The organism is Plantactinospora sp. A48, assembly GCF_055793945.1.
The window spans coordinates 94,163-111,256 of sequence record NZ_JBTIXF010000011.1 but is presented as its reverse complement, the minus strand read 5'-3'; the positions used below and the strand labels follow the sequence as shown (position 1 = coordinate 111,256).

The window sequence follows — 17,094 nt, the reverse complement described above, 5'->3', positions numbered from 1 at the left end:
TTCGAACGCTCACCCGCGCGACGGGTCCGCCGGTTCGTCCTCATCCGGCGTCACGAAGGCCAGCAGTGCGCCGTCGCGCAGCACCGCCAGCAGCCCGCAGGTACAGCGGCAGTACTCGACGCCGCCGCCCGAGGTGGCATGGCGGGACAGGGCCTTCCAACCGTGCTGCCGGGCGCCGACCGGGACACGATCCGGGCAGGGGCACCCGGGCCGCACCCCCGATCCCGACAGCGCGACGTCGGTGGTCGGCGCGACGGACAACTGCGGTGCGTTTCTCGGCGGCGCGCTGGGCACTGCTACTCACCTCCGGAGCTGATCGTTGGATGTCGCCGGTCCCGTGGGGCCGGCGGTGACCGACCCCATGGGGCCGGGAGAGGCGGGCGCCGCGGGACCTACGGACGCCGACCTCACGGAACCGACGGAAGCCGGCGTCGCGGGACCGACGGAATCCGGCGTCGCGGGACCGGCGGAAGCCGGCATCGCGGGACCGGCGGAAGCCGGTTCGCTGGGCCGGGGCACCGACGGCTCGGCGAGAAGGCGGAACAGCAGCCAGGCGAGCGCGGGCAGTGCGATCAGCGGCATCAGCGCCGTCCGGAGCGAGGTGGCGTCCGCCACCGCGCCGATGAGCGGGCTGGCCAGCCCGCCGACGCTGACCGTGAGCCCCAGGGTGATCCCGCTGGCGGTACCGACCCGGCTCGGCAGGTAGTCCTGGCCGAGCGTGACCTGCAACGAGAACGGGATGTAGAGGCCGGCCGACGTCAGCGCCACGAAGACATAGAGGCCCGGGCCCGGCACGAACACCACGCCGGCGGTGGCGACCAGGGTCAGCGCGTAGGACCAGCGCACCACGGTGACCCGGTCCCACCGTTCGGCGAGCCGCCCGCCGACCACCGTGCCGACCGCACCGCCCAGGTAGAGCAGGAAGAGCGCCGCGGCGCCGGCCGAGGCGCCACCACCGGTGCGCTCCCGGGCGTAGCTGGCCACGAACGTGCCGAGTCCGATGAAGACGATCGAGCGGCAGACGACGGCCAGCGACAGGATCGTGAACGATCGTGGGTCGTCCGCGCCGGTACGGATCGCCGGACCGGCGCCGGCCCCGGCGCGCAGCACGCGCAGCACGGGCAGGCACAGCACGGCACCGGCCATGGCCGGGACGACGAGCACCGGGGTCAACCGCAGGCCGCCGCCGGCCACCACCGCGGTGACCATGATCGGCGCTGCCGCGAAGCCGAGATTGCCACCGAGGGAGAACCAGCCCATCGCCGCGTGGCTGCCCCGGCTGGCCTGCCGGGCCAGCCGGGCGGACTCCGGATGGTAGGCGGCCACGCCGATCCCGGCGACGGCGGCGAAGGCCAGCGTCAGCGCGTACGAGTCGCCGACGCCGCTCAGCCCGATCCCCACCCCGGCCAGCACGGTGCTGACCGGCAGCAGCCAGGGCAGCGCCCATCGGTCGGTCAGCACGCCGAACAACGGCTGCACCACGGAGGAGAGCAGCGAGGCGGCCAACACGATGCCCGAGGCGGCGGCGTAGGAGTACGCCCGCTCGGCGATGAAGAACGGCACCAGCGCGGCCACGGCACCCTGGTAGACGTCCACGCACGCATGCCCGACGGACAGCAGGACGATCGATCTGTTCCTCCGCACCCCGCTATGGTTGCCGGGCGCCGCCCTGTCGCGCTTCCGATAAACTGCCGTTCGATGACGGAAATCCGCCATGTCGCGATCGCCCCGACCCGGGCCCAGTGGCTGCCCGCCGGGGCCTCCATCGACGCCCACCGGCACGACGACCACCAGATCGTCTACGCGGGCCGGGGTGTGCTCACCATCGACACCGACGCCGGCTCGTGGGTGGCACCGGCCAGCCGCGCGATCTGGATTCCGGCCGGGACGGTACACGCCCACCAGGCCCACGGCCCGTGCGAGCTGCGCCTGATCGGCCTGCCGGTGGCGGAGAACCCGCTCGCACTGGATCGGCCGACGGTGTTGAGCGTGGGTCCGTTGCTGCGTGAGTTGATCCTTGCCTACACCACCGGCCCTTCCTCCGACGAGGACGCCGACGGTGCGGACGACATCAGCGGCGGAGCCGACAGCAGTGCGGCGCGGGAGCGGCTGCGGGCGGTCCTGCTCGACCAGCTACGCACCTCTCCCCAGCAACCGCTACACCTGCCGACCCCCCGTGACCCCCGGCTGGCCGGGGTCTGCGCCATCCTGCGGGCGGACCCGGCCGACGAACGTACGCTCGCCGCGCTCGGCCGGGAGGTGGGAGCCAGCGACCGGACGCTGACCCGGCTGTTCAGATCGGATCTCGGCATGAGCTTCCCGCAGTGGCGCACCCAACTGCGACTGCACCACGCGCTGCTCCTGCTCGCCGACGACACCCCGGTCAGCACGGTGGCCCGACGCTGTGGGTGGGCGTCGTCGAGCGCCTTCATCGACGTGTTCCGGCGGGCCTTCGGGCACACCCCCGGCGCGCACCCACGCTGACCGGGCCGGCTGGTCGAGGCCCCACCAACGTCCGGCCGGGTCTCAGGCCGCCACGAGCGCCTTGCGGAACATCTCGATCACCACGTCGAGCGTCTCCGCGCTCTCCGGCCGCATCCGCAGGTCGCGACCGTTCCGCTGGACGTGGGTGTCCAGCAGGAAGAAGCCCTGGACCACGTGTCGGGCGCCCATCGAATGGAGCACCGGACGCAGTGCGTAGTCCAGCACGAGTACATGCGCCGCGCTGCCGCCGGTGGCCAGCGGCAGTACGGCCTTGTCGGCCAGGCCGTACTGCGGCAGCAGGTCCAGGAACACCTTGAGCAGCCCGGAGTAGCTCGCCTTGTAGGTCGGGGTGGCCAGCACGACGCCGTCCGCCCGGGCTACCCGGTCGGCCGCCGCGGCGATGGCGGGGTTCGCCAGGTCGGCGTCGAGCATCGCCCGAGCCGGCAGCGTACGGACCCGCAGGTGCCCGACCCGCCATTCGCGCTCGGCCAGGCGCCGCGCCACGTAGTCACCGACGAACTCCGTCCTGGAGGTGGCGGACGGACTGCCGGAGATCACCAGAACTTCGGACACAACGGCTCCTCACTGGGATGACGGGTTGGTGACGTGATCCGGGGCGGGCTCCGGCTCGCCGGGCCCGGATTGTTCCCGCAGTCGTCGGCAGAGTCCGTCGACCGCGTCGGCGCAACTTCCGCACCCGGTCGTGGCGCGGGTGCGTTCGGCGAGGGCGGCCGGGCTGCGCGCCCCGGCCCGCCAGGCGCGCACCAGGACCCCCTTGGTGACGTTGTTGCAGCGGCACACGACGGCCGAATCGGGTAACCGGGTGGGGTCCGCCGGCTCGGCCGGGGCGTGGCCGACCAGCAGTGCGAGCCGATCCCCTGGCACCGGCGCGGCGGCGTCGAAGAGCTGGCTGATGGTCGCCACCGCGGTGGGAAAGCCGAGCAGGATGGCGCCGGCCACCCGTTCGTCCCGCAGCGCCAGCCGGGCGTACCGGCCGCGACCGGGATCGGCGAGGGTGACGATCTCGGCGTCCTCGGTCGACCAGTTGCCGTCGCCGACGACCGCGAGATCGACGCCGTGGGCCTTGAGCCGGGTGACCGCCCGGGTGCTGGCGTACGGTCGCCAGCTTCCGATGATCGTCGCTACCACGGTCTCCGCCTGTTCCCAGGCCGGCGCGATGAGCCCGGACACCTGTCCGGCGTGTTCGGCGCAGTCGCCGAGCGCGTAGCTGTGCGGATCGCTGGTGCGCATGTGGTCGTCCACCACCACGCCCCGGCGGACCAGCAGGCCGGCCCGCCGGGCCAGGTCCGTCTCGGGCACGATGCCCGCGGCGACCACGACGACGTCGGCGGCCAGTACGCTGCCGTCGTCCAGCGCCAACCCGCCGTCCTGGTAGGCAGCCGCGGAGCGCCCGGCGTGTACCCGGATGCCTAGCGGCTTCAGGACCTCGGACAGGATCTGACCGGCGTGCGTGTCGAGCTGACGCTCCATCAGGTGTGGTCCCATGTGGACGACGTCGACCTCGTACCCCCGCTCGGTCAATGCGCGGGCGGTCTCGACGCCGAGCACGCCACCGCCGAGGACCACCACGTGCCGCGCGCCCGGGAGGTATTTCTCCAGCCGGGTGCAGTCGGCCAGGGTCCGCAGGGCCACCACGCCGTCGGCGGGGCGGCCGTCGCCGTCGACCAGCCCGGGCAGCGGCGGAACGAAACAGCGTGCGCCGGTGGCCAGCACGAGCGTGTCGTACGGGTGGACGGTCCCGTCCGCGGTGGACACGCTCCGCCGCGCCGGGTCGATGTCCCTGACCTGGACACCGGTGTGGACGGCGACGTGGCCGTCGGGTCGGCTCAGGTAGGTGGCCCGGGCGGGCATCCGGCCAGCGATCACCGAGGGCAGCAGCACCCGGTTGTACGCGGGTTCGTTCTCGGCACCGAAGACGGTGGCCGAGACCTCGCGATGGTGGGTGCGCAGCAGTTCGGCCGTCCGGTGACCGGCCGGCCCGTTGCCCACGATAACGACGCGGATCATTCGACATCACCCTCCAACGGCTCGAGCCGTACCGCGCAGACCTTGAACTCGGGCATCCTCGACACCGGGTCCAGGGCCGGGTTGGTGACGAGGTTGGCCCGCCCTTCGCCGGGGAAGTGAAAGGGCAGAAAGACCGTGTCGGTACGCAGCGACTCGACGGTGCGTACCCGGGCGACCGTCGTGCCGCGCCGCGACACCACCCGCGCCAGGCGGCCCGCCGCGACACCGGCCCGGCGCGCCGTGTCGGGATGGACCTCGACGAACGCCTCGCCGGCCGCCGCCAGCAGTTCCGGGACGCGCCGGGTCTGCGTGCCGGTCTGGTACTGCGCCAGCACCCGGCCGGTGGTGGCCCGCAGCGGGTACGTCACGTCGGGTGACTCCGCCGGTCCGCGGTACCCGACGCACCGGAACCGGGCCCGGCCGTCGGGGTGGGCGAAGCGGTCCAGGAACAGCCGCGGGGTCGGCCGGCCGCCCGCCGGGTACGGCCAGTGTGCCGGTTCGTCCAACGCGTCCCGGTCGACGCCGGAGTAGTCGGCGATCCCGCCGGCCGAGGCGTGCCGCAACTCGGCGAAGACCTCGGCGGGGTCGGCGGGGAAGCGCTCCACCGGCTGGCCGAGCCGGTGGGCCAGCTCACGCAGCACCCAGAGTTCGTCGCGCACTCCCGGCGGCGGGTCCACGGCACGGCGCCGCCGCAGCACCCGGCCCTCCAGGTTGGTCATGGTCCCGTCCTCCTCGGCCCACTGCGCCACCGGCAGCACGACGTGGGCCATCCGGGCGGTCTCCGAGGGCAGGAAGTCGGCGACGACCAGCAGGTCCAGCGCGGCGAGCCGGCTGGCGATCCGCGCGGCGTCCGGCGCGGACACCACCGGGTTCGCGCCGAAGACCAGCAGCGCCCGCGGGCCGCCCGGCCGACCGAGCGAGTCGAGCAGTTCGTACCCGCTCGGCCCGGCGCCCGGCAGGTCCGCCGGGTCGATGCCCCACACCTCGGCCATGTGCGCCCGGGCCGCCGGATCGGTGATCTTCCGGTAGCCGGGGAGCTGGTCCGCCTTCTGGCCGTGCTCGCGGCCGCCCTGCCCGTTGCCCTGCCCGGTGAGGCAGCCGTAACCGGATCCCTCCCGGCCCGGCATGCCCAGCGCGAGCGCCAGGTTGAGGTACGCGGACACCGTGTCGGTTCCCGTGGCGTGCTGCTCAGCTCCGCGTCCGGTGAGCACGTACCGGCGTCGGGCCTGGCCGAGCAGGCGCACGGCCTCGTGCTGGTCGGCCACGGGTACCCCGGTGATCCGTTCGGTGCGTTCCGGCCACCACTCGGCGGCCTGTCGCCAGGCGTCGTCGAAGCCGGTGGTCCGCCAGACGATGTAGTTACGGTCGAGGTGACCGCCGAGCACCGCGGCGTGCAGCAGGCCGAGCGCGAGTGCCACGTCGGTGCCGGGCGCCGGGCGCAGGTGCAGTGCCGCCCGCTCCGCGGTCGGTGACCTCCTCGGGTCGACCACGACCAGGCGCGCCGCGGCCAGGTGCCGCATCAGCGGTGGCATGGTCTCGGCGACGTTCGCGCCGGCCAGCAGGATGGTGTCCGCCCCGGCCAGGTCCGTCACGGGGAAGGGCAGGCCACGGTCCACGCCGAACGCGGCGATGCCCGCCGCGGCGGCCGAGGACATGCAGAAGCGGCCGTTGTAGTCGATCCGTGCGGTGCCGAGGGCGACCCGGGCGAACTTGCCGAGGGCGTACGCCTTCTCGTTGGTCAGCCCGCCGCCGCCGAAGACCGCTACCGCGTCCGGGCCCGACTCGGCGATGATGCTCCGTAACCGTTCGCCCACCAGGTCCAGGACGGTCGTCCAGGTGGCCGGCCGCTGCGGGTCGGCTGCCTGGTCGCGCAGCAGCGGCGCGGTCAGCCGGTCGGGTGCGGTGAGCACCCGGGCGGCCGTCCAGCCTTTCCCGCACAGCCGGCCCGCGTTCACGGGGAAGTTCTCGTCCGGGGACACGGTGATCCCGTCGGGCTTCGCCTCCAGCCGCATGGCGCACTGCAACGCGCAGTACGGGCAGTGGGTACGCACCATCATCGACTCCGCACTGCGGCGGTCCGGGCCGCGGGAAGTGGCCGGCCATCGCGCAGGTACACCCCGCGCACCACGGCCGCGCCGAGTAGGTAGCAGACGAGGAAGCAGGCGAAGGCGGGTCCCGCCGAGCCGGTCACGGCGAACGAGAACGTGAAACCGAGGTTGATACCGACCCCGCCGAGCGCGCCCACCGCTCCGGCGATCGCGATGACCGCACCGGCGGTGACCGGCGGTCCTGGCGGACCGGACCGCACGGTGGCCGACCCGCCGAAGACCTCGGCGATCATGCGGTACGTGGAACCGTTGCCGAGGCCGGCGAGCGCGGTGAGCGCGGTGGAGGCGATGACGAAGGCCGGCAGCGAACCCGTGATGGTCGACAGGTAGATCAGCGCGGTTCCGACCGACATCGCCAGCAGGACCCGGAGGGTGACGTGCGCGCCGCCCCAGCGGTCCGCCCAGCGCCCGCCGACCGGGCGGGCCAGCGACCCGAGCAGCGGCCCGAGGAAGGTCAGCGACGCCGCCCCGAGCGCCGGGAAGCCGAACTGGGACTGCAACACGAGGCCGAAGGCGAAGCCGTAACCGATGAACGAGCCGAACGTGATCAGGTAGAGCGAGGCGAGCAACCAGGTGTGCCGCTGCCGCATCGCTGCCCGTTGGGCGGCGCTCTCCGGCCGCAGTGTGGGCAGGTTGTCCATGCCCAGCGCCGCGGCGAGCACACCGACGCCGATCAGCGGCAGGTAGCTGGTGGCCAGATACTCCGGGTGGGTCGTGCCGGCCACGGCGAGCACGGCGAGCCCGGCGAGTTGGGTGCTGGCCACCCCGAGGTTGCCGCCGCCCGCGTTGATTCCGAGGGCCCAGCCCTGCTGGCGGCGGGGGTAGAAGGCGTGGATGTTGCGCATCGACGAGGCGAACGTGCCTCCGCCGAGGCCGGCGGTCGCGGCCACCAGTACGAGCACCCACAGTGGCGCGCCGGGCCGCTGTACGACGATCACGGCCGAGCCGACCGGCACCAGCAGCAACAGCCCGGCGATCATGGTCCAGGTCCGTCCGCCGAAGCGGGTGACGAGGTACCCGTAGGGCAGCCGCAGCAGGGCGCCGACGGCCGTCGGGGTGCTGATCAGCAGGAACTTGTCGGACGGGCTGAGGTGGTACCCGTGTGCCGGACCGAGGAACAGCACCAGCACCGACCACAGGGTGAAGACTGACAGTCCGATGTGTTCGTTGACGATGGACACCGTCAGGTTGCGGCGCGCCACCCGGCGGCCGACGCGGTGCCAGAACCACTCGTTCTCCGGATCCCAGCCCGCCAGTTCCGGCCGGGATCGCCCCCGTAGCTGTGTCACAGCGGCGTCTCCTTGGGTATCCGCGGGGCACGGGGGTGGCAGCCCCCGTGCCCCGCGTGGCGTGCCCGTCAGCCGGGTACGCTGGCAGTTCACGCCTAACGGCGTGCGGTCAGGCCGGCCAGCCGAAGGCGCTGACCTTGTCGCGCTCCCGGCCGGGCTGCGGATCGTTGAACACGAAGCAGCGGGTGTTGCTCACGCTGCCGCCGTCGGCCTGCGCGGTCGAGAAGATCAGGACCGGCTTCGGCGCGCCCTCCCGGGTGACGAAGTTCGCGCGGAAGTTGATGATCGGCGAGTCCTCGTCCCACCGGGACAGGAAGTCGTCGAGCAGGCCCTGGTCCTCGTAGATGCGGCGGATGTGCTGCCCGACGTACTCGTCCGGCGTGCCGCTGTACTCGACCAGATCCACGTCGGCGGGGTTGGCGTGCATCACCGTGCCGTTGGCCCCGATGAGGTGGATGGCGACCGGCGCCACGGTGAAGAACTCCTGCAACAGCGCCTCGTCCCGGGGACTAGGCGCCAGCTTCGGCTGCGGCGCCTGGTCCACCGTGCGGATCCAGCCGGCGGCGTCCGACTGGGTGAGGTTCTCCGTGCTGGTGTCCGCGACCGGAAGCCGCTTGTCCAGTTCGGGTCGGCTCACCCAGTGGATCCGCACGTCGGTGCCGTCGTCGACCCGGACCGCGTTGACCGCGCCGGCGCGCTGGCCGCCGTCGGGGCCGTGGAACACCACCGGTACGTTCTCGATCCGCCCCTCGGCGGCCAGCCGGCTGAGCAGGGCCGGAAGGCCGTCGCCGGAGTCCGCCAGGCTGATCCGCCCCGACAGGTGCGGCACCTCGCCGCCGAACAGGACCGACTCGGCCCTGTTGTGCAGCAGCACCGCACCGGCTCCGTCGGTCACCGCGATGCCCACTGAGCTGTTCCCGACGACGTCGATCAACTGGTCGACGGACGGGAGCTTGCTGTCAACCGTCATTTCCTGCTCCATTCGGCTCGTTGCCACATTGCTTTCACGGGTTGCTAAGGGGTGGAGCTGTGTTTCCGCGCCTGGGCCACGATCTGACCGAGCACCCCGGCCACCACGGCCGGTGCCTGGCGGTAGTAGTCGTGGCCGCCGTCGAAGGTGTAGCTGCCGAGGTGGGGCCCGTTGATCCACCGCTTCCACTCTCCGATCTCCTCGGGACGGACGAACGTGTCGGTACGCCCGGTCAGCAGGGCGAACGGCGCCCGTACCACCCGGCCGGGCATCCGGTACTCGCGGCGCATCCGCAGGTCTGCCAGCAACCAGGCGCCCGCACCGTCGGGTTGGTCGGTGCGCAGTGCGGCGAAGGCGGCGCTGACCAGCGTGCGAGCCGGGCTTCCCGGTTCTCGCGCGCCGGAGATGATCAGGCTGGCGATGGTCCGCCGTAACCCGTCCGGGGACCGGTTCGCCAACTCGTACGCGAAGAGCGCACCAAGGCTGTGCCCGAAGATGTGCAGCCGTCGGCCGGCGGCCAGACCGGCGAGTTCGGCCAGCCAACGGTCAACCGCGTCCGGCACGGAGGTCGGTGCGGGCTGGTCCCGCAACCGGCCGCGTCCGGGCAGTTCGCAGTGCAGCGCCGCGATCCCCTCCGGTAGGTGCTCGTCGACGTCGAGATACGGCGAACCGACGCTGCCCGCGGGCGGCAGGAAGACGACGATGTCCTCGGCCGGTCCGAGGTCGCGCCGCACGACGACCGCAGGTTGGGATGCCATGGTGCACTCCTGCTGATGGGGATGGTTGGGCGCCGACGGTGGACGTCGGCCGGCCCGGTGGTCACTGGACCAGGAAGTTCTTCTCGATGCTCTTCAGCGTGCGGAAGGCGTCGAAGTCGACCTCGTCGGACTGGAGCATGGTGCCGCGCAGTTCCTCGATATAGAGGACCAGCTCGACGAACTGCAGCGAGTTGACGATGCGGGTGTCGATGATGTCGGTGTCCGGGTCCAGATCGGTCAGTTCGGGGTTGCGCTCGAGAATCCAGGAGCGCACATCCGTCCAGGTCGCCGACATGATTACCTCCCAGTCGTCTCGCGGGTTGGGTTCGGATCGTCGGGGGTCCGTGCGGGCTGGTTCATCGGCCGCCGGTCGCGACCGGTTGCGTCGCGAAGGCCGTGAACGCGGCGATCCCGCCGGCCACCTCGGTCGCCAACGCGAGATCTCCCGGACTCAGCGCGCCCCGGCGGTGCTGCGCGGCACGGACCAGCACCAGGTGACCGCCGGATACGCCGCGGTAGCGCAGCGGTATGGCCACGGCCGAGTCCGCCCCGTGCTCGCGCAGCAGGGCGAGGTGGTCGTTGTCGGTCCGTCCGGCGAGGCTTTCGTGGCCGCTGATCACCAGCGTCTCCGCCGGCCGGTCCCCGGCGAGGGTCCGCACGGCGGCAAGAGCGGCCTGGAAGTCGCCGACGGAGCGGACGACGGCCTCCGGGTGTGTGGCCGGGGAGTCGACGGAGATCGCCGAACCGAAGAACGGCACACAGGCGGCGGCCACCGCCGGCACGACGTCGGGAAGTCCGGCGGTGTTGCGAATGGTGGTGCCCACGTGGGCCAGGAAACCGAGGGACTCCTCCGCGGCCTTCCGGCCCGCGATGTACTTCAGGGCGGTGTTCCAGTTCTCGGCCGAGCTTTCCGAACCGTTTCCGGGCATGCGGACCTCCTCAGACGACGGAAATGAGACCGGAATACGCCGCGATAATCAGCGGCACCGGACAGGAAGCAACGGAGGAAAGGCGCGCGTGGCATAGCCAGCAAACGCAATCCCCGTTTATGTGCGAAGATCTTTTTCGATGATGTCTTCGCTTTTCTAGGCACGACGCTAACAGCGAGATCCGATGGTTACAAGCGGTGTGTTCTGGGTCACAGAACGCCACAAACACGTTCGTCACCATCGCGCACGCGTCGTACGCAGCGATTATGTCGAGTAGCGAGCGACACCGGGATACGCCGGAAATAGATAATGGCCCCGACAATTGCAGGATCCGGCCACCTTTAATTCCTGGCATCGGGCGATGCGATCGCGTCCCAATCGCGATCGGTCGGTCGGGACCGACCTCGGGCGCGGTCGAGCCCGCCGCGCGCCAGAAGCTGGTCGACCGCGCGGCGCGACGGCTCCGGCCCGGCACCGGCCAGTGCGGCCGGGCGTCCGGCCAACGGCTACGAATCGATCACGGACGCCCGCATCTGGCGCTGGTACGCCCCCGGCGTGACATGCAGGAACTCCTTGAACTGGGTGATGAAGGAGCTCGGTGAGGTGAAGCCGCACCGATAGGCCGTGCTGTTCACGGACTCGCCGTCGGCCAGGTAGGTCAGCGACGCCACCAGGCGGAGCAGGTTGCGCCACTGGGGAAAGGACATCCCCAGCTCCGAGCGGATCAGGCGGCGCAGCGTGCGCTCCCCGATACCCAGCTCCCGGGCGTGCTCGGCGACACTGCGCCGGTCGTCGGGCATCCGAACCAGGGCGCTGCTGAGCGCCACCAGGCGTCGGTCACGTGGCGTCGGCAGGGACAGTGGCCGGGCGATGTCGCGACCGCCGGTCAGTTCGTACCGCAGCACGTTCTCCAGCGCGGAGCGCTGCCGGTCCAGGCGCTCGGGCTCGCCCAGGGCATCCAGCACGTGCCTGGCCAGCGGCGTCAACCCCACCACCACGGGCCGGTCGGATGGTGCGCCGCGTAATGGCGGGAAGGTCAGCATGATCGTGGTGATGATGCTGTGGGTGTGCGCCCGGTGCGCGTGGACCAGTCGCGGCGGCACCAGGATCGCCTGGTCCGGAGCCGCGACGACCCAGGTGCCCCCGGCCGTTGTCACCCCCAGCACGCCGGTGTGCGGGACGACGATCTGGGTCTGTTCGTGCTGGTGCGGTCGGACGGTCTGGTCGGGGCTCAGGACGAGACGTTGGACAATATCGTTGGCGTGGCCGTATCGAAGGACCATATGGCCGATTATCGACTACCGGCGGTGTCTCTGGCTTGCCAAGCTGCAAAGCATGGGGGACGGAATTTACATTGACTTCGGTTCGCCGCAGCCAGATCGCGGACGATACGAGTTCAGCATCCGAGCACACCGATCGTTCGGATAGTGGGACGCCCGTAAGGCGACCCCAATCATTGATCAGCGGAATATCCCGTCCGGGTGCTGGCATACCCCAGCCACCCCGTCCGGGTGATCTTGGCGTGTTCCGAGAAAGGCATGAAATGACCGAGGACTCCCGCACACTCGTCGTCGCGTCCGATTCGCACGGGGTGGCCCAATGACAATCGTCGCCGAAGCGTGTGAACTGCTCGACAGCGAGGTCTACCTCGACCTGCGACCGACCCTCGGCGTACCGCTGCACCTCAAGTGTGAGGGCTTCAACTTCGCGGGTTCCATCAAGATCCAACCCGCGGTGTCGATGGTCGCGGCAGCCGAACGCCAGGGTCTGCTCGGCCCCGGAACCGTCCTCATCGAGTCCTCCTCGGGCAACCTCGGCGTGGCCATCGCGGTGGTCGCGGCGTCGAAGGGCCTGCGGTTCGTCTGCGTCACCGACCCGAACTGCAACCCGAAGACGGTGAAGCTCATGCGAGCGCTCGGGGCGGAGGTCGTGGTGGTCACCGAGGCGGACGCCAACGGCGGCTACCTGTCCGCCCGCAAGGCGTACGTCCGCCGCCGCTGCGCGCAGGACCCGGCCTACGTCTGGCTCAACCAGTACGAGAACGAGGCCAACTGGGTCGCGCACTACGAGGGCACCGCGGCCTTCATCGACAAGCGCTTCCCCGACCTCGACACGCTCTTCGTCGGGGTGGGGACCGGCGGCACCCTGATGGGCTGCATCCGCTACTTCGCCGAACGCCGCCCCCGGGTCCGGGTGATCGCCGTCGACAGTGTGGGTTCGGTCAGCTTCTCCGGTAGCCCCGGCCGCCGGCACATCCCCGGGCTCGGGGCCAGCACGTCCATGCCGCTGATCGACGAGGACCTGGTCGACGAGGTCATCTGGGTGCCGGAGATCGACACCATCCGGACCTGCCGTCAGCTCGCGTCCCGTGGCCTGCTGCTCGGCGGCTCGTCCGGCACCGTCATCAGTGCGGCCGCCCGGTGGCTGGCCGAGCACGGTGACAGCGTCCGGACCGCCCTGGCCATCGGACCCGACCTCGGCGAACGCTACATCGACACCGTCTACGACGACGCCTGGGTCGCCGACCACTACGGCCGGGACGCCGACAACCTCCTGGGGACACCATGACCAACCACGCCGACATTCCCGCCTTCTCCGTGGTGCCGGGCCGCGCCGTACACCGGGTGCTCGCCGGCCGCCTACCCGACATCCTCGAACTGGTCGAGAAGACGTACCTCCTGCACGGGGAGCGCCGGACCGTCAACCCGCCCTCCTACTTCCTGCGGTTTCCCGACCGGCCCACCGCCCGGATCATCGCCCTGCCCGCGTCCGTCGGTGGTGACCGTCCGGTCGACGGCATCAAGTGGATCTCCAGCTTCCCGACCAACCTGGAACGCGGCATCCCGCGCGCCTCCGCCGTGCTGATCCTCAACGATCCGGACACCGGATACCCGTACGCCTGCCTGGAAAGCTCGATCATCAGCGCCACCCGCACCGCGGCCTCCGCCGCGGTGGCCGCCCGGGCCCTGGGGCGCGACCGACCCGCCCCACGGCGGGTGGGATACCTGGGTACCGGCCTGATCGCCCGCTACACGCACGCCCACCTGTCCGCGCTGGGCCGTCCGATCGCGGAGATCGGCGTCCACGATCTGTCGGCCGAATACGCCGACGGGTTCGCCAGGTACCTGCGGGACGCCACCCCCGGTCCCGAGGTGCGGGTCCACGACCGCGCCGAGGACCTGATCCGCGGCAGCGACCTGATCGTCCTCGCCACCACCGCCGGCAGCCCACACGTCACCGACCCGACCTGGTTCGACCACCACCCGCTGGTCCTCCACCTGTCGCTGCGGGACCTCAGCCCGGACGTGATCCTGGACAGCGTCAACATCGTGGACGACGTCGAGCACGTGCTGAAGGCGGCCACCTCGGTGCACCTGACCGAGCAGCTCACCGGGGGGCGTGACTTCCTGCACGGGACCCTCTACGACGTACTCACCGGCGGGGTCACCCCGCCCGCCGACCGGACCGTCGTCTTCTCCCCCTTCGGACTGGGTGTGCTGGACCTGGCCGTGGGCGAGCACATCCACGACGCGGCCCGTCGGGCGGGCGATCTGGTGCCGATCGACGGCTTCTTCCACGACCTCCAGCGCCACAGCGACCCCGAGACGGAGATCCGATGACCACCACCCAGGACACCGGCCGGCGGGAAACCGGGCTTGTCGAACTCGACCTCGCCGCCGGGACGGTCGCCGAGGCTACGGCCCGCGCCCTGCGCAACACCCGACCGGTGGACACGGCCACCTCCGTCCTGGCGCACGTTCTACAACACGCCCGGTCGCGTCCGGAACGGACCGCGATCGTCGACGGCGCCCGTGTGCTCAGCTATCAGCAGGTGGTGGCCGGTGTCACCGCGGTCCGGCAGGCGCTGCTGTCCCACGGGGTCGGGCCCGGCGACCTGGTCGCGGCGGCCGGACCGCGCGGCGCGTACACCCCGGTGTTGTTTCTGGCCCTGGAGAGCATCGGCGCCTGCTACCTGCCCGTCGACCCGACCTGGCCGACCGAACGGGTCCGCGACGTCCTTGCCCGCAGCCGCCCGGTGCTCCTGGTCGACTACGCCGGCGACGAACCCACCTGCCGGGCCGCCCGGGTGGCGGCCACCGCCGAACGGGTCGCGACGCTGCGCGCGACGCCGTGGGAATCCGGTTCCGGCGGGCCGCCGCCCCGACTGACGGCGGACTGCTCCGCTGAGGCGCGGTACACGATCTTCACGTCGGGGACCACCGGCCGGCCGAAGGGGGCGACCATCGAGCACCGGGGCATGCTGAACCACCTCTGGGCCAAGGCCATCGACCTGGGCCTGGGGCCGGACGACGCGATCGCGTTCACCGCGCCCCTGGTCTTCGACATCTCGATCTGGCAGATGCTCTGTCCGCTGCTGGTCGGCGGTCGCCTGGTGGTGGTGCCCGACACCGCCATGCGGTTTCCCCGCTGGCTCATCGGCGCGTTGGAGTCCGCCGTGGTCACCGTGGTCGAGCTGGTCCCCACCGTCGTGGGTTGGCTCGTCGACGAGGTCAGCCGCGCGCCCGACTTCCCGCTCCGGGCGCTGCGGCAGCTGATCTCCACCGGCGAGGAACTGCGACCGGCCCTGGCCGCGCGGGTCCGCCACGCCCTCCCGGACGTGACGGTCGTCAACGCGTACGGCCCGACCGAGTGCTCCGACGACGTCACCCACCACGTCGTCACCCGCGCCGATCTCGACCGCCCCCGCCTGCCCGTCGGCTCCCCCGTGGTCAACACCGTGCTGTACCTGCTGGTCCGCCAGGAGGACGGCCGGTGGCGGGCCGCCGGAGAGGGCGAGACCGGGCAGATCTTCGTCGGTGGCGCCGGGGTTGGGCTCGGCTACCTCAACGACCCCACCGCCACGGCAGATGCCTTCTTCCGTGACCCCTTCGACCCTGACTCGCCAACCGGCCGGCTCTACCGCACGGGCGACCTCGCCCGCTTCGCCGACGGCCTCGCCTACTACCTCGGTCGCAGCGACCGGCAGGTCAAGGTCTCCGGGGTACGCATGGAACTGGACGAGATCGAGGCCGTGCTCAGCCGGCACGATTCGATCGCGGAGTGCGCCGTCACCGTCTCGACCGACGAGTCCGGCGAGGACGAGATCGTGGCCCACTTCGTGCTGCGCACACCGGCGACCGTGGCCGAGCTGCGGAGCACGCTGAGCGCCACCCTGCCGGTCGCCATGGTGCCCCGGCGCTGGCAGAGCTGGGAGACGTTGCCGGTCACCGCGAACGGAAAGGTCGACCACCAGGCCCTGCGCACCGCCACCCTCTCCGCCGAGGAGCAGACCCGATGACCAGCCTGCCCACCACCCTTGCCGAACGGGTGGCAACCGTCGCACGCGCCGCCGAGGAGCAGCTCGCGGAGACCGAGCGGGACGCCGTCTTCCCCGACCGAGCGCTCGCGGAACTACGCCGTACCGGCCTGCTCGGCCTGCTCGTACCCACCTCGCACGGTGGTCTCGGCGGGACCGTCGCGGACCTGGTGGACCTGACCATGGCCCTGGGCCGCATCGACATGTCGGTGGCGATGATCTTCGCGATGCACTGTCAGCAGTCCGAGGCGGTCGTGCGGTACGCGAAGGCCCCGCTGCGCGACGAGCTGCTGAGCCTGCTCGCCTCCGGGGACCTGTATCTCGCCTCGGTCACCACCGAACCGGGCAAGGGCGGCCACCTGTTCCGTTCCTACGCCCCACTGCGCCAGCTCGACGAGATGATGGAGCTGGAACGCACGGCGCCGATCGTCACGGGCGGCACCGTCGCGGACGGCTTCCTGATCACGATGCGTAGTCCCACAGCCAACACAGCGGATCAGGTCTCCCTGGTCTACGCGCACCGCAAGCAGCTCACGGTGGACAGCGCCGGCCGGTGGGATCCGATGGGCATGCGGGCCAGCCACAGCCTGCCCATGACGCTGAAGGGTGTGATCCCGGCCCATCAGGTGATCGGCGAGCACGGGGAGTTCCACCGGATCGCCCAGGAGGTCTTCGGCCCGCTCGCCCACCTCGGCTGGTCCGCGGCCTGGCTCGGCACCGCCAGTGGTGCGCTGTCCCGGGTGCTGCGTCTGCTGCGCGACCCGAAGCAACGCGGCCGCTTCGACCTCAGCTCGGAGCTGTTGCGGACCCGGATCTCCCGGTCGCGTCAGCGCCTCGACACCGTCCACGCCCTGCTGCGCCACACCCAGGATCTGGTCATCCGCGAAACCGACCTGTCCGCTCCCGCGCGTCAGCTGGTACTGAACGCCCTGAAGATCACCGCCGCCGAGGAATGCCACGCCGCGGTGAACGACCTGGTGGACGCGGTGGGGCTGCGGCACGGCTACCTCCGCGACTCCCCCACCAGGTTGGAGCAGGCCGTGCGCGACCTCCGGTCCGCCGCCCTCAACTACAGCAACGACCGGCTGCACCTGGCCGACGGCCAGCTCTGTCTGCTCGACCCGGATGTCCGCTTCGCCTGATGGTGCTCGACCTTCCGCCCCGGTCCGGTTGGACCGGGGCGGGACCTCGTTCCGTCAGCCCGCCAATCC

At 71.4% G+C, this 17,094-nt stretch carries 16 protein-coding genes; 5 read left to right on the top strand and 11 right to left on the bottom strand.

Annotation, left to right across the window (positions count from 1 at the left end):
- Window positions 1-9 precede the first annotated feature (9 nt).
- Window positions 10-294 (bottom strand): hypothetical protein, encoded by a 285-nt coding sequence (locus ACXN5W_RS08795; RefSeq protein WP_473157678.1) that lies wholly within the window; start codon window positions 292-294, stop codon window positions 10-12.
- 6 nt (window positions 295-300) lie between these two features.
- Window positions 301-1,644, bottom strand: a complete 1,344-nt coding sequence (locus tag ACXN5W_RS08790) for an MFS transporter (RefSeq protein WP_473157677.1) — start codon at window positions 1,642-1,644, stop codon at window positions 301-303.
- A 54-nt stretch (window positions 1,645-1,698) separates the two neighbouring features.
- Between ACXN5W_RS08790 and ACXN5W_RS08785 the strand changes: the two genes are divergently transcribed.
- Complete coding sequence (locus tag ACXN5W_RS08785; protein WP_473157676.1) at window positions 1,699-2,484, top strand: AraC family transcriptional regulator; 786 nt, start codon at window positions 1,699-1,701, stop codon at window positions 2,482-2,484.
- 42 nt (window positions 2,485-2,526) lie between these two features.
- Here ACXN5W_RS08785 and ssuE read toward each other — a convergent pair whose 3' ends face one another.
- The 9 genes from ssuE to ACXN5W_RS08740 form a co-directional block, all read right to left on the bottom strand.
- Window positions 2,527-3,057 carry an NADPH-dependent FMN reductase gene (ssuE, locus tag ACXN5W_RS08780; protein WP_473157675.1) on the bottom strand — a complete coding sequence of 177 codons (531 nt, stop codon included), beginning with the start codon at window positions 3,055-3,057 and terminating at the stop codon, window positions 2,527-2,529.
- 9 nt (window positions 3,058-3,066) lie between these two features.
- Window positions 3,067-4,512 carry an FAD-dependent oxidoreductase gene (locus ACXN5W_RS08775; RefSeq protein ID WP_473157674.1) on the bottom strand — a complete coding sequence of 482 codons (1,446 nt, stop codon included), beginning with the start codon at window positions 4,510-4,512 and terminating at the stop codon, window positions 3,067-3,069.
- Complete coding sequence (locus tag ACXN5W_RS08770; protein WP_473157673.1) at window positions 4,509-6,566, bottom strand: molybdopterin oxidoreductase family protein; 2,058 nt, start codon at window positions 6,564-6,566, stop codon at window positions 4,509-4,511. The genes ACXN5W_RS08775 and ACXN5W_RS08770 overlap by 4 nt, the downstream gene beginning before the upstream one ends.
- A complete protein-coding gene (locus ACXN5W_RS08765; protein ID WP_473157672.1) occupies window positions 6,566-7,909 on the bottom strand; it encodes an MFS transporter in 1,344 nt (447 codons plus the stop codon). Before ACXN5W_RS08765 ends, ACXN5W_RS08770 begins: the two co-directional genes overlap by 1 nt.
- Window positions 7,910-8,018: 109 nt before the next feature.
- Window positions 8,019-8,879 carry a hypothetical protein gene (locus ACXN5W_RS08760; protein ID WP_473157671.1) on the bottom strand — a complete coding sequence of 287 codons (861 nt, stop codon included), beginning with the start codon at window positions 8,877-8,879 and terminating at the stop codon, window positions 8,019-8,021.
- 44 nt (window positions 8,880-8,923) lie between these two features.
- A complete protein-coding gene (locus tag ACXN5W_RS08755; protein WP_473157670.1) occupies window positions 8,924-9,637 on the bottom strand; it encodes a thioesterase II family protein in 714 nt (237 codons plus the stop codon).
- Window positions 9,638-9,698: 61 nt separating this feature from the next.
- Entirely contained in the window at window positions 9,699-9,932 is a 234-nt protein-coding gene (locus ACXN5W_RS08750; protein ID WP_473157669.1) for a hypothetical protein, read from the bottom strand.
- A gap of 61 nt (window positions 9,933-9,993) precedes the next feature.
- Complete coding sequence (locus tag ACXN5W_RS08745) at window positions 9,994-10,566, bottom strand: GAF domain-containing protein (protein WP_473157668.1); 573 nt, start codon at window positions 10,564-10,566, stop codon at window positions 9,994-9,996.
- A 506-nt stretch (window positions 10,567-11,072) separates the two neighbouring features.
- Window positions 11,073-11,849 carry a helix-turn-helix domain-containing protein gene (locus ACXN5W_RS08740; protein WP_473157667.1) on the bottom strand — a complete coding sequence of 259 codons (777 nt, stop codon included), beginning with the start codon at window positions 11,847-11,849 and terminating at the stop codon, window positions 11,073-11,075.
- Between the two features lie 316 nt (window positions 11,850-12,165).
- Here ACXN5W_RS08740 and sbnA point away from each other — a divergent pair, with 316 nt between their 5' ends.
- The 4 genes from sbnA to ACXN5W_RS08720 are packed head-to-tail and all read left to right on the top strand — an operon-like array spanning window position 12,166 to window position 17,025.
- Entirely contained in the window at window positions 12,166-13,134 is a 969-nt protein-coding gene (sbnA, locus tag ACXN5W_RS08735; protein WP_473157666.1) for a 2,3-diaminopropionate biosynthesis protein SbnA, read from the top strand.
- Window positions 13,131-14,186: a 2,3-diaminopropionate biosynthesis protein SbnB gene (sbnB, locus tag ACXN5W_RS08730; RefSeq protein ID WP_473157665.1), complete on the top strand. Its 1,056-nt coding sequence runs from the start codon at window positions 13,131-13,133 to the stop codon at window positions 14,184-14,186. Before sbnA ends, sbnB begins: the two co-directional genes overlap by 4 nt.
- A complete protein-coding gene (locus ACXN5W_RS08725) occupies window positions 14,183-15,865 on the top strand; it encodes an amino acid adenylation domain-containing protein (RefSeq protein ID WP_473157664.1) in 1,683 nt (560 codons plus the stop codon). The genes sbnB and ACXN5W_RS08725 overlap by 4 nt, the downstream gene beginning before the upstream one ends.
- Window positions 15,862-17,025: an acyl-CoA dehydrogenase family protein gene (locus ACXN5W_RS08720; protein WP_473157663.1), complete on the top strand. Its 1,164-nt coding sequence runs from the start codon at window positions 15,862-15,864 to the stop codon at window positions 17,023-17,025. The genes ACXN5W_RS08725 and ACXN5W_RS08720 overlap by 4 nt, the downstream gene beginning before the upstream one ends.
- The last annotated feature ends 69 nt before the right edge of the window (window positions 17,026-17,094 follow it).

Coding starts and splice junctions, on each gene's coding strand:
- ACXN5W_RS08760 (WP_473157671.1), bottom strand. CDS start 8,879: ATGACGGTTGACAGCAAGCTCCCGTCCGTCGACCAGTTGATCGACGTC.
- ACXN5W_RS08740 (WP_473157667.1), bottom strand. CDS start 11,849: ATGGTCCTTCGATACGGCCACGCCAACGATATTGTCCAACGTCTCGTC.
- sbnA (WP_473157666.1), top strand. CDS start 12,166: ATGACAATCGTCGCCGAAGCGTGTGAACTGCTCGACAGCGAGGTCTAC.
- ACXN5W_RS08720 (WP_473157663.1), top strand. CDS start 15,862: ATGACCAGCCTGCCCACCACCCTTGCCGAACGGGTGGCAACCGTCGCA.
- ACXN5W_RS08755 (WP_473157670.1), bottom strand. CDS start 9,637: ATGGCATCCCAACCTGCGGTCGTCGTGCGGCGCGACCTCGGACCGGCC.
- ACXN5W_RS08745 (WP_473157668.1), bottom strand. CDS start 10,566: ATGCCCGGAAACGGTTCGGAAAGCTCGGCCGAGAACTGGAACACCGCC.
- ACXN5W_RS08725 (WP_473157664.1), top strand. CDS start 14,183: ATGACCACCACCCAGGACACCGGCCGGCGGGAAACCGGGCTTGTCGAA.
- ACXN5W_RS08770 (WP_473157673.1), bottom strand. CDS start 6,566: ATGGTGCGTACCCACTGCCCGTACTGCGCGTTGCAGTGCGCCATGCGG.
- ACXN5W_RS08750 (WP_473157669.1), bottom strand. CDS start 9,932: ATGTCGGCGACCTGGACGGATGTGCGCTCCTGGATTCTCGAGCGCAAC.
- sbnB (WP_473157665.1), top strand. CDS start 13,131: ATGACCAACCACGCCGACATTCCCGCCTTCTCCGTGGTGCCGGGCCGC.
- ACXN5W_RS08785 (WP_473157676.1), top strand. CDS start 1,699: ATGACGGAAATCCGCCATGTCGCGATCGCCCCGACCCGGGCCCAGTGG.
- ACXN5W_RS08775 (WP_473157674.1), bottom strand. CDS start 4,512: ATGATCCGCGTCGTTATCGTGGGCAACGGGCCGGCCGGTCACCGGACG.